At 72.1% G+C, this 13,734-nt stretch carries 12 protein-coding genes and 1 riboswitch; of the genes, 5 read left to right on the top strand and 7 right to left on the bottom strand.

Annotated features, from left to right (window positions below):
* Window positions 1-93 precede the first annotated feature (93 nt).
* The 3 genes from AB0J74_RS33185 to AB0J74_RS33175 all read left to right on the top strand — a co-directional run bounded on the left by AB0J74_RS33185 (window position 94) and on the right by AB0J74_RS33175 (window position 5,217).
* Window positions 94-3,810, top strand: a complete 3,717-nt coding sequence (locus AB0J74_RS33185) for a family 78 glycoside hydrolase catalytic domain (RefSeq protein WP_363455226.1) — start codon at window positions 94-96, stop codon at window positions 3,808-3,810.
* Window positions 3,811-3,931: 121 nt separating this feature from the next.
* Window positions 3,932-4,996 (top strand): LacI family DNA-binding transcriptional regulator, encoded by a 1,065-nt coding sequence (locus tag AB0J74_RS33180; protein WP_363455223.1) that lies wholly within the window; start codon window positions 3,932-3,934, stop codon window positions 4,994-4,996.
* Between the two features lie 11 nt (window positions 4,997-5,007).
* Window positions 5,008-5,217 carry a hypothetical protein gene (locus AB0J74_RS33175; protein WP_363455220.1) on the top strand — a complete coding sequence of 70 codons (210 nt, stop codon included), beginning with the start codon at window positions 5,008-5,010 and terminating at the stop codon, window positions 5,215-5,217.
* A 73-nt stretch (window positions 5,218-5,290) separates the two neighbouring features.
* Here the strand turns inward: AB0J74_RS33175 and AB0J74_RS33170 are convergent, their stop codons facing one another.
* On the bottom strand, window positions 5,291-6,670 hold the full coding sequence (locus tag AB0J74_RS33170) for a cation:dicarboxylase symporter family transporter (protein WP_363455217.1): 1,380 nt from the start codon (window positions 6,668-6,670) through the stop codon (window positions 5,291-5,293).
* Window positions 6,671-6,857: 187 nt separating this feature from the next.
* Between AB0J74_RS33170 and AB0J74_RS33165 the strand changes: the two genes are divergently transcribed.
* Window positions 6,858-7,202 carry a hypothetical protein gene (locus AB0J74_RS33165; RefSeq protein WP_363455214.1) on the top strand — a complete coding sequence of 115 codons (345 nt, stop codon included), beginning with the start codon at window positions 6,858-6,860 and terminating at the stop codon, window positions 7,200-7,202.
* Here AB0J74_RS33165 and AB0J74_RS33160 read toward each other — a convergent pair.
* The 6 genes from AB0J74_RS33160 to AB0J74_RS33135 form a co-directional block, all read right to left on the bottom strand.
* The gene (locus AB0J74_RS33160) at window positions 7,199-7,711 is read right to left on the bottom strand and encodes an LURP-one-related family protein (protein WP_363455211.1); all 513 of its coding nucleotides are present in this window, start codon (window positions 7,709-7,711) and stop codon (window positions 7,199-7,201) included. The genes AB0J74_RS33165 and AB0J74_RS33160 overlap by 4 nt on opposite strands.
* 14 nt (window positions 7,712-7,725) lie before the next feature.
* Window positions 7,726-8,340, bottom strand: a complete 615-nt coding sequence (locus AB0J74_RS33155) for a CE1759 family FMN reductase (RefSeq protein ID WP_363455208.1) — start codon at window positions 8,338-8,340, stop codon at window positions 7,726-7,728.
* Window positions 8,337-9,440 (bottom strand): LLM class flavin-dependent oxidoreductase, encoded by a 1,104-nt coding sequence (locus AB0J74_RS33150; RefSeq protein ID WP_363455205.1) that lies wholly within the window; start codon window positions 9,438-9,440, stop codon window positions 8,337-8,339. Before AB0J74_RS33150 ends, AB0J74_RS33155 begins: the two co-directional genes overlap by 4 nt.
* Window positions 9,441-9,520: 80 nt before the next feature.
* Complete coding sequence (locus tag AB0J74_RS33145) at window positions 9,521-9,964, bottom strand: DUF5709 domain-containing protein (protein WP_363455203.1); 444 nt, start codon at window positions 9,962-9,964, stop codon at window positions 9,521-9,523.
* A 312-nt stretch (window positions 9,965-10,276) separates the two neighbouring features.
* On the bottom strand, window positions 10,277-11,140 hold the full coding sequence (locus tag AB0J74_RS33140) for a tetrahydrofolate dehydrogenase/cyclohydrolase catalytic domain-containing protein (protein ID WP_363455200.1): 864 nt from the start codon (window positions 11,138-11,140) through the stop codon (window positions 10,277-10,279).
* A 12-nt stretch (window positions 11,141-11,152) separates the two neighbouring features.
* A riboswitch (ZMP/ZTP riboswitch) is annotated at window positions 11,153-11,235 on the bottom strand.
* Between the two features lie 21 nt (window positions 11,236-11,256).
* Complete coding sequence (locus tag AB0J74_RS33135; protein WP_363455197.1) at window positions 11,257-12,645, bottom strand: PLP-dependent aminotransferase family protein; 1,389 nt, start codon at window positions 12,643-12,645, stop codon at window positions 11,257-11,259.
* Window positions 12,646-12,691: 46 nt separating this feature from the next.
* Here AB0J74_RS33135 and AB0J74_RS33130 point away from each other — a divergent pair, with 46 nt between their 5' ends.
* A complete protein-coding gene (locus AB0J74_RS33130; RefSeq protein WP_363455194.1) occupies window positions 12,692-13,633 on the top strand; it encodes an aldo/keto reductase in 942 nt (313 codons plus the stop codon).
* Window positions 13,634-13,734 lie beyond the last annotated feature (101 nt).

The following is a 13,734-nucleotide window of genomic DNA, read 5'->3' as shown; positions in this document are numbered from 1 at the left end:
TCCGTATCATGGCGTTTACGGTCGTCAATGAAACGTTTCACACGTCACGGCCGTCGCCCCGATCCGCCCGTCCCCGGATCGCTTGGAGGATCCATGTCACCCACGCCCATCGCGCGCCGCCTGGCCGGTGCGGCCACCACGGCGGCCTGTGTCGCCGCCCTCCTGGTCGCCGCGCCCGCCGCACCCGCACACGCCGCACCGGTCAACCTGGCCGGCGCCAACTGGATCTGGTACCCCGACGGCAACGCCGCCGACAGCGTGCCGGCCGCCACCCGTTACCTGCGCCGCACCTTCACCGCACCGTCCGGTGTGGTCAGCGAGGCGCAGTTCGTGGTGACCGGCGACGACAGCGTCGACGTCTGGCTCAACGGCGTCCCGCTGGCCAGTTCGGCCCAGGTCGTCGACTCCTGGCGGCAGGCCCTCTACGTCGACCTGGCCGGCGCGCTGCGGCCCGGCTCCAACACGCTGGCCGTCGCCGCCCGCAACACGGCCGCCGGCCCGGCCGGCGTGGTGGGCCGGCTCCGCGTGGTCGCCGCCGGCGGCACCACCGACCTGGTCACCGACGCCGCCTGGAAGGCCGCCAGCAATGTCGGTCCGGATTGGACGGAGCCGGCCACCAGCGACGCGGCCTGGCCCGCGGCCCAGGTCTCCGCCGGCTACGGCACCGGACCGTGGGGGAGCGGCGTGACCGGGCCCGACGTCAACGCCGGCTCGCCGCTGGCGGTCACCGCGCCGACCACCGAGCGGCTGGTCACCCCGATCGGCATCGACGCCGCGAAGCCACGCTTCGGCTGGAAGGCCAGCGCCCCGGCCGGCGGCGAACTGCTGCAGGGCGCCTACCAGGTGATCGTCGCCACCACCGAAGGCGCTGCGCAGGCCGGCACCGGCGACGTCTGGAACAGCGGCCGGGTGGTCTCCGGGCGCTCGGTCGACGCCGCGTACGGCGGCCCGGCGCTAGCCTCACGGACCCGCTACTGGTGGCGCGCGCGGGTCTGGGACACCCAGGGTCGGCAGGGCGCGTGGGGCCCGGTGACCTGGTTCGAGACCGGGCAATACAACCCGGCCACCGGCTGGCAGGCCGCGTTCGTCGGCGCCAGCGCGGCGGTCCCGGCGCTCACCGGCGCCACCTGGATCTGGTATCCGGAGGGCGATCCCGGCGCGAGCGCGCCGATCGGCACCCGCTACCTGCGCCGCACCTTCACCCTGCCGGCCGGCACCACCCGCGGCACGCTGACCGTCACCGGCGACGACACCGCGGACGTGTGGGTCAACGGCACGCAGGTGAGCACCTCGCCGCGCGCGGTCGACTCGTGGAAGACGGCCGCCGTCCTTGATGTCACCGCCCGGCTCCAGGCCGGCAGCAACACCATCGCGGTGGCGACCGAGAACACCACCGTCTCGCCGGCCGGCGCGATCGCGGCGCTCGAGGTGACTGGCGCCTCGACCACCCGGGTGGTCACCGACGGCTCCTGGAAGGCGAGCCAGAGCGCGCCGTCGGGCTGGCAGAACCCCGGCTTCGACGACGCCGCCTGGCCCGCCGCGCGGGCGATCGCCGGCTACGGCGCCGGGCCGTGGGGGAGCCAGGTGTCCGTCGTGCGCGGTGCGCCGTACGTCCGGAAGGGTTTCACGCTCGCCAAGCCGGTCGCCAGCGCGCGCCTCATGGTCACCGCGCTGGGCCTGCACGAGACCCGGATCAACGGCGCAAAGGTCGGCGCCGAAGCGCTCGCTCCAGGGTGGACGGACTACAACCGGCGCGTGCAGTACCGCATCCTCGACGTCACGTCCCAGGTGCGGCAGGGCGACAACGCGATCGGTGCCTACCTCGGCAACGGTTGGTTCTCCGGTTCGCTCGGCATGGGCGGCAACCAGCGCTACGGCACCCAGCCGTGGTACTCGGCCGACCTGGTGGTGCGCTACACCGACGGCACGAGCGCGACCGTGCGCACCGACAGCACCTGGAAGACCGCGCCGAGCCCGATCCGCTTCGACGACATCTACCACGGCGAGGAGTACGACGCCCGGGTCACGCAGGCCGGCTGGGACCAGCCCAGCTTCAACGACGCGGGCTGGGCGGCCGTGGCGGTGCGCGGCGGCACCAAACCCAACCTGGTCTCGGCCGTCGACCCCGGTGTGGCGGTGCAGGCGACCCTGCCGGCCGTCTCGGTGACCCAGCCGAAGCCGGGCGTCTGGGTGTTCGACCTCGGGCAGAACTTCGCGGGCTGGAACCGCTTGCGGGTGCGCGGCCCGGCCGGCGTGACGGTGACGATGCGGCACGCCGAGGTGCTCAACCCGGACGGCACGATTTACACCGCCAACCTGCGCGCGGCCCGGGCCACCGACCGGTTCACCCTGGCCGGCACCGGCGCCGACGAGGTCTACGAACCGCGGTTCACCGTGCACGGCTACCGCTACGTCGAGCTGACCGGCTTCCCCGGCACCCCGACGACGGCGGCCGTGACCGGCCTCGCGGCGTGGACCAACGGGGCCGCGAGCGGCACCTTCAGCACCTCGAACGCGCTGGTCAACCAGGTGCAGCGCAACATCCTGTGGGGCCAGCGCTCCAACATGCTGACCATACCCACCGACTGCCCGCAGCGGGACGAGCGGCTCGGCTGGACCGGCGACATCGCCGCGTTCGTCGCCACGTCGACGTTCAACATGGACGTCCACGGCCTGCTCGACAAGTTCACCGACGACCTGACCGACGCGCAGCGCGCCGACGGCGCCTTCACCGACGTGGCGCCCGCGGTCTGCTGCGGCGCGGGGACGGCCGGCTGGGGCGACGCCGGCGTGATCGTGCCGTACACGATCTGGCAGCGTTACGGCGATCTGCGCGTGGTCGACGAGAACTTCGAGGCGATGCGGCGCTGGGTCGACTTTTCCCGGGCCACCTCGGGCGCCGACCTGATCCGCAACCAGTCGACGTACGGTGACTGGCTCAACGTGGGCGACAACACGGCCAACGACCTCATCTCGACCGCGTACTTCGGCTACACCGCACGGCTGGTGTCCCGGGTGGCGGCGGCGACCGGGCGCACGGCGGAGGCGACCTCCTACGGCACGCTCGCCGACCAGGTCGCGGCCGCGTTCACCGCGCGGTTCGTCGCCGCGGACGGCACGGTCTCGGGCAACACCCAGACGGGGTACGTGCTCGCACTCTCGTTCGGTCTCGTGCCGGCCAACCGGGTGCAGGCGGTGGCCGACAAGCTCGCGGCCAAGGTGGCGTCGCGCAGCGGGCACCTGAGCGTCGGCTTCCTGGGCGTGGAGAACCTGTTGCCCGTGCTGGCCGACAACGGCCACCTGGCCACGGCGTACCAGGTGCTGTTGCAGCCGGACTATCCCGGCTGGGGCTACATGAGCGCCCGCGGCGGCACGACGGTGTGGGAACGCTGGGACGGGATCCGCACGGACGGCTCGTTCCAGGACCCGGGGATGAACTCGTTCAACCACTATGGACTGGGCTCGGTCGGCGACTTCCTCTACCGGTCGGTCGGCGGCGTCGGGCCTGATCCGCGGGACCCGGGCTACCACCGCCTGGTCATCGCGCCGCGGCCCGGTGGTGGGCTGACCTCCGGGCGGTCGGACCTGCAAACGCCCTATGGCCGGGCGCTGTCGGACTGGTCGGTGGCCGGCGGGGTGCTGACCTTGCGGGTCGAGGTGCCGGTCAACAGCACGGCCACCGTCCGGGTGCCGGCATCGTCGTCGGCGGCGGTCACCGCGCCACCGCAGGCGGTCTCGATGGGGTACGCCTCCGGCGCCGCCGTCTTCCAGTTGGCGGCCGGTTCCTACACCTTCACCGCTCCGGCCTAGCGGTTCCGCGGCGGCGCCCCGGTCGGCGGGGCGCCGCCACATTTTCCTCTTGCGTTTCGGCACGGGCGGCGTACTGTATCGATTTAGAACCGTTCTGGATCGATGCAGAGGAGGCGCGGCGGTGCGACCGACGTTGCAGACCGTGGCCGACACCGTCGGGGTGTCGCGGAGCACCGTCTCCAATGCCTACAGCCGGCCCGACCAGCTGTCCCCTGAGCTGCGGGCCCGCATCCTGGCCGCGGCGACGGCGCTCGGCTACGCCGGTCCCGATCCGGCGGCCCGCTCGTTGCGCAAGCGGCGGGCCGGCGCGATCGGCGTGCTGTTCACGGCGACCCTGTCCTACGCGTTCACCGACCCCTACGCGGTCCAGTTCCTGCGTGGCCTCGCGGGCAGCGCCGAGCAGGCCCGCACCGGGTTGCTGCTGCTGCCGCTGTCGATCGACGACGAGGCGGCCGCGGTCGGCGCGGTCAACGACGCGGTGGTCGACGGCTTCTGCGTCTACTGCATGCCCGACTGGCATCCCGCGCTCGACGCCGTGCAGGCCCGGGGCCTGCCGGTGGCCAGCGGGCAGCGGCGTGAGGGCGACGGCCCGCTCAACGCGTTCGTCGGCATCGACGAGGCGGCCGCCACCCGGTCCGCGGGAGAGCACCTGGTCGCGCTCGGCCACCGCCGGGTCGCGATCGTCGGCGACGACCTGAGCGTCGCGCGGGTGACCGGCCCCGCGCGGCTGGCGTCGCCCGCCGACATCGGCTACTACACCAGCCGGGAGCGCCTGCGCGGCTACCAGGAGGCGCTCGCCGCCGCCGGCGTCGGGTGGTCGTCGATCAGCACGGTCAACGTGGCCGGCAACGGCCGTGCCGACGGTGCCGAGGCAGCGGGCTACCTGCTCGACCGGGCGCCCCGCCCGACCGCGATCGCGGCCTTGAGCGACATCCTCGCTCTCGGCGTGCTGGACGCACTGCGGGAGCGCGGCCTGCGCCCCGGGCACGACGTGTCCGTCGTCGGTTTCGACGACATCCCCGAGGCGGCGGCCGACGGCCTGACCACCGTCCACCAGCCGGCGGCCGAGCGCGGGCGGCGCTCGGGTCAACTGCTGCTCGACCCGCCCACCGACCCCGCCGACCGCACGGTCGTGTTGCCGACGAAGCTCGTCGTCCGCGCGTCCACCGGCCCGGCACCATCCTGAGAGGACCTGTCATGATCGATCCGTCGGCCTTCGTCCAGGCCATCAACAACACCCGCGAACACGTCAACTCGGCCCGCCCGCAGGCGCCGGTCGTCCATGACCGCGAACGCGTCCAGGGGCGAGGTGACCCCTTCCGGCGGAGTGCGGCGGCCCTGTTGCGGCGCTGGGCCGACCGCGTCGAACCCCACCGGCCCCGGCCGTGCTCCGCGGCTGCGGCCTGACGGCTCCCTCCTCGCCCCGCCACCTGCCCCAGCGCGGGTGGCGGGACGAGCCGCGGCGCCCGCGAGCGTCGAACTAGATCGGTTCAGATTCGCGGTCCGCCGGCGCGCCGCGCTGTGCGGCCACCACCGGCTCCCGGTCCTCCACCGCGGCCTCGTCGTCGAGCATCGTCGCCTCGTCGAACGGGTCGTCGCCGCGCAGGACCAGGTCGGCGCGGGCCTTGTCGAACTCGCCCGACCACTGGCCGACCAGCAGCGTGGCGACCGCGTTGCCGGCGAAGTTGGTCAGGGCCCGCGCCTCGGACATGAAGCGGTCGATGCCGACGATCAGGCCGACCCCGTCGACCAGGTCGGGCCGGTGCGATTGCAGACCGCCGGCCAGCGTGGCCAGGCCCGCACCGGTCACCCCGGCCGCGCCCTTCGAGGCGACGATCATGAAGAGCAGCAGGCCGATCTGTTCGCTCACCGCCAATGGCTTGTTGAGCGCGTCGGCCACGAAGATCGAGGCCATCGTCAGGTAGATCGCCGTGCCGTCCAGGTTGAACGAGTAGCCGGTCGGCACCGTGATGCCGACCACCGTGCGGGACACCCCGACGTGCTCCATCTTCGCGATCAGCCGGGGCAGCGCCGACTCCGACGACGACGTCGAGAGGATGAGCAGGAACTCGCGGCCGAGATAACGCAGCATCGAGAAGATGTTGAGCCCGGTGACCAGCTTGAGCAGCAGGCCGAGCACGATGAAGACGAAGATGGCACAGGTCAGGTAGAAGCCCAGCATGATCTGCAGCAGCCCGGCGAGCGCCTTCCACCCGGTCTCGCCGACCACCGCCGCGATCGCGCCGAACGCGCCGATCGGCGCCACCCACATGACCATGGCCAGCACCCGGAAGACCAGGCGCTGCAGGAAACCGACGGCCCGCAGGATCGGCTCGCCGGTCGGGCCCATCGCCTGGATCGCGAAGCCGACCAGCAGCGCGACCAGCAGCGTCTGCAGCACCTGCGAGTTGGTCAGTGCCGAGAACAGCGTGGTCGGGATGATGCCCAGCAGGAAGTCGACCGTACCCTCGGATCCGCTCGTGTCCGGCGGCTTGCCGCCGCTGAGGTCCAGGCCGCTGCCGGGGTGCAGGATGTTGCCGACCACCAGGCCGATCGCCAGCGCCACCGTCGAGATGACGAGGAAGTAGCCGAGCGCCAGACCGCCGACCCTGCCCACCTTGGCGGCCTGCCGCACCGACCCGATCCCCAGCACGATCGTGCAGAAGATGATCGGACTGATCATCATCTTGATCAGGTTGACGAACCCGGTGCCCAGCGGTTTCAGCGACTCACCGACCCCGGGGGCCAGCAGCCCGACCAGGATGCCGGCCAGCACGGCCACCACAACAGCCAGATAGAGGTACGCGGTCCGGTCGCGCCGCGGCGCGTCCGCCGACCGGGGCTTCTCGGCGATCGACATGTGGCCATTCATGCCCACCTGTGACCGTCCTCACACCCGACACTCGGGCCATCGCCGCGGAGGCCACCGCCACCGACCCGGAAGCCACCGCGGACGCCGGCGAGACAAGCGTCCCGACGCCGAGCCCGACCGCCAGCGCCACCCCGACCGCGACCCGACGACGCCGGCCACGAAGACGCCGTCCTGCATGCGAGTAGGCGTCGTCGACGTGCCCGGCCCCTACACCTACGGCAAGATCACGGTCGCTGCCCGCACGAAGGCCGAGAGCCAGATCTGCCCGGGAGAGCGGATCAAGGTCACCTGGGTCACCTACGAGCGGGCCGCCGACGGCAGCTCGAAGCTCTTCCGGTCAGGGACCCATTACCTCGACCGCGCCAACCCGCGCTGGACCTTCACCACCGTGGAACCCGACACCTGCGGCAGTTCCTGGTACGTCGTCAGCGGAGACGTCGCCATCCCGCGCAGCGTGCCCAAGGGAGTGATCCCCTTCGGCCGGGCCAAGGTGCACTGGGACGAGCCGACGGCCTGCTAGTCGTCGCGACCCGCTTCCTCCGCCCGCTTGCGCTCCGCACGGGACTCGGCCAGGTCGAGGGCCAGCACACCCGCGAGGATGAGCAGGTCGTTCTGCCCCGGCGCGACGTCGACCGCGTATGTGTCGCGGATCGAGAACCACTTCTTGGAGACCGTGGCGACCCGCTCGCCGCCCAGCTCGACCTCGTACTCGTGGTCGAGCAGGTCGCCCTTCATCTCCAGGTCGTCGGGGCCCGGCACGTCGATCGTGTACTTGTCGCGGAACGGCGTGAACAGCTTCTTGCGCATCTCGGCGGCCTCTTCACCACCGATGCTGATCGCGTACGTCGGCCGCAGCGCGATCAGCTTGCGGTGCACCGCGGCCACCTCGCGACCCGACGGGTCCTCGATGACGAGCTTGTCGCGCAGGCTCAGCACCTTGCCGTCGACGTGGAACACCCTGTTGCCCGCGTCGTCGGTGATGTCGAAGTCGTCGCCGATGTCGAAGATCTTCTCCCGGATGAGGTACATGACCCCATCCTCGCTCATTCGCCGGCCAGCAGCTCCTCGAAGGACGTGCGCAGCGCGAACGGGTCGACCGCGACGGCCGGCTCGCGCCGGGCCACCTCGGCCGCCAGCTCCCCGGCCGCGCGCCGGACCCGCTTGTCGAGCCGGCCGCCGCCCTCGTCGCCGCCCCAGTCCTCGGGCGCCGCGAACACACCGGTCGGCATGACGACCGAGCGGGTGTACGCGAACAGCGGCCGCATGGCGTGGTCGAGCGCGAGTGAGTGCCGGGCGGTGCCGCCCGTCGCGCCGATCAGCACCGGCTTGCCGGCCAGCGTGCCGTCGGGCAGCAGGTCGACAAAGGACTTGAACAGGCCGCTGTACGAAGCCGTGAAGATCGGAGACACCGCGATCAACCCGTCGGCGCCGGCGACCGTCTCGACCACCTTGGTGAAGCTGCTCGCCGGGAAGCCGGTCAGCAGGTTGTCGACGATCTCGTGGGCGTGGTCGCGCAGCTCGATCACCTCGATCTTCGGGGTGACCCCGAGCCGGGTGAGCTCCTCGCCCGCCGCGGCTGCCAGCTTGTCGGCCAGCAGCCGCGTCGACGAGGGCTGGCGCAGCCCGCCGGCGACCACCGCGATGGTGCGCTCGGTCATGCCGCGACCTCGTCGGCCTCCGCCGAAGCCGTCGCCGCTGCGACCAGCGACTCGTGCGTCGGCGCGTCCGGCACGTTGGCCGGGCGGTCCTTGGCGAACTCCTTGCGCAGCACGGGCACGACCTCTTCGCCCAGCAGGTCGAGCTGCTCGAGCACCGTCTTCAGCGGCAGGCCGGCGTGGTCCATCAGGAAGAGCTGGCGCTGGTAGTCGCCGACGTACTCGCGGAAACCGAGTGTGCGGTCGATCACCTGCTGCGGGCTGCCGACCGTCAGCGGCGTCTCCCGGGTGAACTCCTCCAGCGACGGGCCGTGCCCGTAGACGGGGGCCTCGTCGAAGTAGGGCCGGAACTCGCGTACGGCGTCCTGACTGTTTTTGCGCATGAAGACCTGACCGCCGAGGCCGACGATGGCCTGCTCCGGGGTGCCGTGCCCGTAGTGGGCGAAGCGCTCCCGGTAGAGCCCGATCATGCGCTGGGTGTGCTCCTTGGGCCAGAAGATGTGGTTGGCGAAGAAGCCGTCACCGTAGTAGGCGGCCTGCTCGGCGATCTCCGGGCTGCGGATCGAGCCGTGCCAGACGAACGGCGGCACGCCGTCGAGCGGGCGCGGCGTCGAGGTGAACGACTGCAGGGGCGTGCGGAACCGGCCCTTCCAGTCGACCACCTCTTCACGCCACAACTGGTGCAGTAGCGCGTAGTTCTCGATGGCCAGCGGGATGCCGTTGCGGATGTCCTGCCCGAACCAGGGATAGACCGGCCCGGTGTTGCCGCGGCCGAGCATCAGGTCGACCCGGCCGTCGGCCACGTGCTGGAGCATCGCGAAGTCTTCGGCGATCTTCACCGGGTCGCTGGTGGTGATCAGCGTCGTCGCGGTGGAGAGCAGCAACCGCTCCGTGCGCGCCGCGATGTAGCCCAGCATCGTGGTGGGCGACGACGGCACGAACGGCGGATTGTGGTGCTCACCGGTCGCGAAGACATCGAGACCGACCTCTTCGGCCTTGAGCGCGATCGCGATCATGGCCTTGATGCGGTCGTGCTCACTGGGGGTGGTGCGGTTGGTCGGGTCCGGCGTCACGTCGCCGACGGAGAATAGCCCGAATTGCATGTCAAACACCTCGGTTCGTCAGCCACCGTCAACTTATTTGACGCCGCAACTATTCCGGTAGGCCCGGCTGGTGCGGTGGCTCAGCGGAGAGGTCCGTCACCATCGTCGTCGGGGCCGTCGACCACGTGCACCGCGGCCTCTTCGGCGCTGGCACCGCCGGCATCGATCCCGGCATCCCACGCTACCGAGTCGGCCTGGTCGTCCTCGCCGAATCCCTGGTCGTCCTCGACCAGCCGGCCGGCGCGGGGGTCCTGCTCGTAACCGCGGCGGCTGATCTCGTCTTCGTCGTCGGCCGGGTCCGCGTCCGGGTCGACGTCGGGCTCCTCCTGCGCCAGCAGTTGCTCGAGCGACTCGCCCGCGCGCTCCTCGGCCGCCGTCGTGCCGAAGCGGTTGGCACCGCTCCACCGGTCGGCCGGGGCGATGCCGACGTCCAACGGGTCGGCGACGCGGTCGTCGTCGAGCGTGTCGGAGGCGTCGAGCACCCCGTCGTCTTCAAGCACCTCGAAATCCGGGTCCTGACTCATCGCTTCCTCATTCCACTCGGGCCACAGTCGCGTGCAAGCCTAAGACCCGCCCGTCAGCGGGCCAGCCGGCCCTAATGGCCCGAGCGATACGTCCGCTTTCGCGAGCAATGCGAGGGCTACCCGTTCTGGTGCGGTACCGCGCCGATCGCCCCTCCCGCTCGGGATCGGTGTGGCCCGCGCGGTCGCCGCGGGTCGGGGCCGGCGCCGACGAGTCGGGTGGGGTCTCTTCGGGCGTACATGTTCTCGCATGTGGCCACATGCGAGAACATGTACGCGCCAGGACACCTACCGGCGCCCGGCCATGCTCGGTGTCTAGCTTGTCGCCCGCTCGGCCGCGCTGACCGCGTTGCGGAACAGCATCGCGACCGTCGTCGGCCCGACGCCACCGACGCGCGGTGTGATCGCGCCCGCCACCTCGGCGCAGGATTCGTCGACGTCGGGGAGGAGGCGGCGGCCCTCGTAGCGGACGCCGCCGCCGATCACCGTCGAGCCGGGGCGGACGTGTTCCGGCTGGATGATGCCGGGCACGCCGGCGGCCGCGATCAGGATGTCGGCCCGCAAGGTGTAGCGCGGCCAGTCTTTGACGCCGGTGTGTACGACGGTGACGGCGGCGTTGGCGGTGGGGCGCTTCTGCGCGAGCAGCATCGCCAACGGGCGGCCCAGCGTCGCGCCGCGGCCGAGGATGACGACCTCGTGGCCGGCTACCGGGATGTCGTAGTGCGCCAGGATCGCCTCGATGCCGGCCGGTGTGCAGGGCAGGGGGCCGGGCAGGCCGAGCGCGAGGCGGCCCATGTTGACCGGGTGCATCCCGTCGACGTCCTTGTCCGGGTCCATGACGCTCAGGGCCTGGTCGTAGTCGAGGTGGCCGGGCACCGGGTGTTGCACGAGGAGACCGTGCACCGCGGGGTCGGTGCTGAACTCGGCGATCACCCGTTCGAGGTCGGCCTGGGTGCTGTCGGCCGGCAGGTGCGCGTGCGGTGAGACGAAGCCGAGGTCGGCGGCCTGTCGTTGCTTGATCCGGATGTAGCCCGCGCTGGCGTCGTCGTCGCCGACCAGGATCGTGGCCAGCGCTGGCGTGACGCCCTTGTCGCGCAGCACGCGGACGCGGTCGGAGACGTCGGCCAGGATGCTCTCGGCGACCGGACCGCCGGGCAGCAGGCGTGCGGACATCGTCATTTCCCCCTCGACCGTGGGCACCCAGGCGGTCGATGCTCACGGGCGGGCTCCCCGATGGTCAGTGCCATCCTGTGCCGCCAGTCGCGCTCACCTCCAGCATGCCAGAGCGCTCCGGGCTAGACCCGGTCGAGGGTCGTCCTGAGCCGGGCCACCGCGGGGGCGATCTCGCCGTCGGCGAGGTTGCCGTAGCCGAGGACCAGCACCGGGGTCGGCGTGGCGGGCTTCTCGGCCCGGTAGGTGTCCAGGTCGACCAGGCGCAGGCCGGCGCGGGCGGCCTCGCGGACCACGGCGCCGGCGTCGGTGCCGTCGGGGAGTTGGAGGAGCACGTGCAGGCCGGCGGCGGTGCCTTCGACGGTGGCCTCCGGGATCGTCTCGGCGAGCGCGGCCAGCAACCGGTCGCGGCGGGCACGGAAGCGGCGGCGGGCGGCGCGGAGATGGGCGTCGTACCAGCCGCGGTCGACGAACGTGGCCAGCGCCAGTTGGTCGAGCACCGGTGGCGCCGCGGTCACCGGGTCGGCTGCGGCGGACAGCATGCGCGGTGCCAGCAGCCAGCCGAGGCCGAGCGCGGGCGAGAGCGTCTTGCTCACCGAGCCGAGCAGCGCCACCCGGGCCGGGTCCAGCCCCTGCATGGCGGCGATCGGGCGGCGGTCGTAGCGGAACTCGGCGTCGTAGTCGTCTTCGATCACGAAGCCTTCGACCGACCGGGCCCAGCGCACCAGCGCGGCGCGCCGGGCGGGGGAGAGGACCGCGCCGCTGGGGAACTGGTGTGCGGCGCCGACGACGACGGCGCGGACATCCGACAGGGCGTCGACCCGTAGGCCGTCGCCGTCGACAGGCACCGGGCGGGCCGACAGGCCGGCGCTGGTGACCGCCGCGCGCAGCCGTAGCCAGCCGGGTTCCTCGACCGCGACGCTCTGGACGCCGACGCGGCGCAACGCCCGGGCGAGCCGGGTGAGGCCGTCGGTGATGCCGGCGCAGACCGTGACGGTGTCGGCGGTCGCGACGGCGCCGCGGGACCGCTGCAGGTATTCCGCGATGGTGCGGCGGGCCGTCGGGTGGCCGCGCGGGTCGGGCGGGCCGAGGTCGTCGACGGAGACGGCGCCGGTGACCGCCGCGACCGCGTCGGCCCACCGGCGGCGGGGGAAGGCGCGTAGGTCAGGCAGGCCTGGCGAAAGGTCGTAGCGGGGCGAGGGCGGCGTCGGCCGCGGCCGCGGGACCCGGCCCCGTGGTGCGTCGTCGGGGGTCCACGCCACGCGGGTCGCCGACCCGACCCGGGCCGCCAGGTAGCCCTCGGTGACCAGTTGGCCGTAGGCCTCGGTGACCACCCAGCGCGAGCAACCCAGTTCCTCCGCGAGTGCGCGGCTGGGCGGCACCGCCGAGCCGGTCGGCAGCCGACCGGAGCGGATCGCCGCCCGCAGCGCCCGGGCCAGGCGCTGGTGCGCCGGGCCGCGGCCGGTTGGGTCGAGCAGCGTCGCCCACGCCAGATTGGTCTGGGAAAGTGCCACGACATTGGAGCGTACGGCCTGACCGATCGTTACTATCGTCGATCCCATGATGGATAACCTGGTACTCGGCGCCATGATGTTCGGCACCACCGTCGACGAGAAGCGCGCGTTCGCCATCCTCGACCGCTTCGTCGACGCGGGCGGCACCTGGATCGACACGGCCAACTGCTACGCCTTCTGGGCCGATCCGAGCGGCTTCGGCGGGCAGAGCGAGGCCCTGCTCGGCCGCTGGCTGGCCCGCCGGCCCGGAGTACGCGACCGGGTCGCGATCAGCACGAAGGTCGGCTGCGAGCCGCTGGAGGCGAACCGGTACCCGGAGACGGCCGAAGGGCTGGCGCCGGAGACCATCAAGAGCGCGATCGAGGCGAGCCTGCGCCGGCTCGGCACCGACCACGTCGAGATGTACTGGGCGCACCGCGACAACCGTCGTACGCCGATCGAGGAGTCCGTCGGCGCGTTCGGTGAGTTGGTCTCGGCCGGCCTGGTCGGGCGGCTCGGCTGCTCCAACTTCGCGGTGTGGCGGCTGGAGCGGGCCCGGCGGTTCGCGGCCGACCTCGGTGTGGCCGGCTACACGGCGGTGCAGCAGCACCTGACCTACCTGCAACCGCGGCCCGGGACCCGGCCGTCGGTGGTGCACCGGTTCGGCCACCTGAGCGACGAGGTGCGTTCCTATGTGGAGAGCCACGACGACATGGCGATCTGGTCCTACACACCGCTGCTGTCCGGCTCCTACACGCGGGCCGACAAGCCGCTGGCACCGGAGTACGACCACCCGGGCACGGCCGCGCGGCTGGCGGCGCTGGACACGGTCGCGGCCGAGACCGGCACCACCCGCAACCACGTCGTGCTGGCCTGGCTCACCGGGGGCTGCCCCGCGGCCATGCCGATCGTCGGACCGAGCTCGGTCGCCCAACTCGACGAGGCGATCGCGGCCATGGAGCTGCGCCTGAGCCCCGAACAGCGGTCCCTGCTGGACAAGGCCGTCTAGTAAGACAGCACGCATATCGATGACTATCCCTGAGTTTGGTGACCCGCGGCAACTCTTTCGGTGGCGGCATATGTACTTCTGCTGAATCGGACAGAAGTTCG

Origin of the sequence: Asanoa sp. NPDC049573 (genome assembly GCF_040676615.1) — a bacterium.
GTDB lineage: Bacteria > Actinomycetota > Actinomycetes > Mycobacteriales > Micromonosporaceae > Asanoa.
The sequence above is the reverse complement of the archived record's forward strand: the minus strand, read 5'-3'. Positions and strand labels throughout refer to the sequence as shown.

Excerpts from the sequence above, each read along its gene's own strand:
- AB0J74_RS33140 (WP_363455200.1), bottom strand. The coding sequence starts at position 11,140 with ATGACGATGTCCGCACGCCTGCTGCCCGGCGGTCCGGTCGCCGAGAGC.
- AB0J74_RS33155 (WP_363455208.1), bottom strand. The coding sequence starts at position 8,340 with ATGACCGAGCGCACCATCGCGGTGGTCGCCGGCGGGCTGCGCCAGCCC.
- AB0J74_RS33165 (WP_363455214.1), top strand. The coding sequence starts at position 6,858 with ATGCGAGTAGGCGTCGTCGACGTGCCCGGCCCCTACACCTACGGCAAG.
- AB0J74_RS33160 (WP_363455211.1), bottom strand. The coding sequence starts at position 7,711 with ATGTACCTCATCCGGGAGAAGATCTTCGACATCGGCGACGACTTCGAC.
- AB0J74_RS33145 (WP_363455203.1), bottom strand. The coding sequence starts at position 9,964 with ATGAGTCAGGACCCGGATTTCGAGGTGCTTGAAGACGACGGGGTGCTC.
- AB0J74_RS33185 (WP_363455226.1), top strand. The coding sequence starts at position 94 with ATGTCACCCACGCCCATCGCGCGCCGCCTGGCCGGTGCGGCCACCACG.
- AB0J74_RS33175 (WP_363455220.1), top strand. The coding sequence starts at position 5,008 with ATGATCGATCCGTCGGCCTTCGTCCAGGCCATCAACAACACCCGCGAA.
- AB0J74_RS33150 (WP_363455205.1), bottom strand. The coding sequence starts at position 9,440 with ATGCAATTCGGGCTATTCTCCGTCGGCGACGTGACGCCGGACCCGACC.
- AB0J74_RS33130 (WP_363455194.1), top strand. The coding sequence starts at position 12,692 with ATGATGGATAACCTGGTACTCGGCGCCATGATGTTCGGCACCACCGTC.
- AB0J74_RS33170 (WP_363455217.1), bottom strand. The coding sequence starts at position 6,670 with ATGTCGATCGCCGAGAAGCCCCGGTCGGCGGACGCGCCGCGGCGCGAC.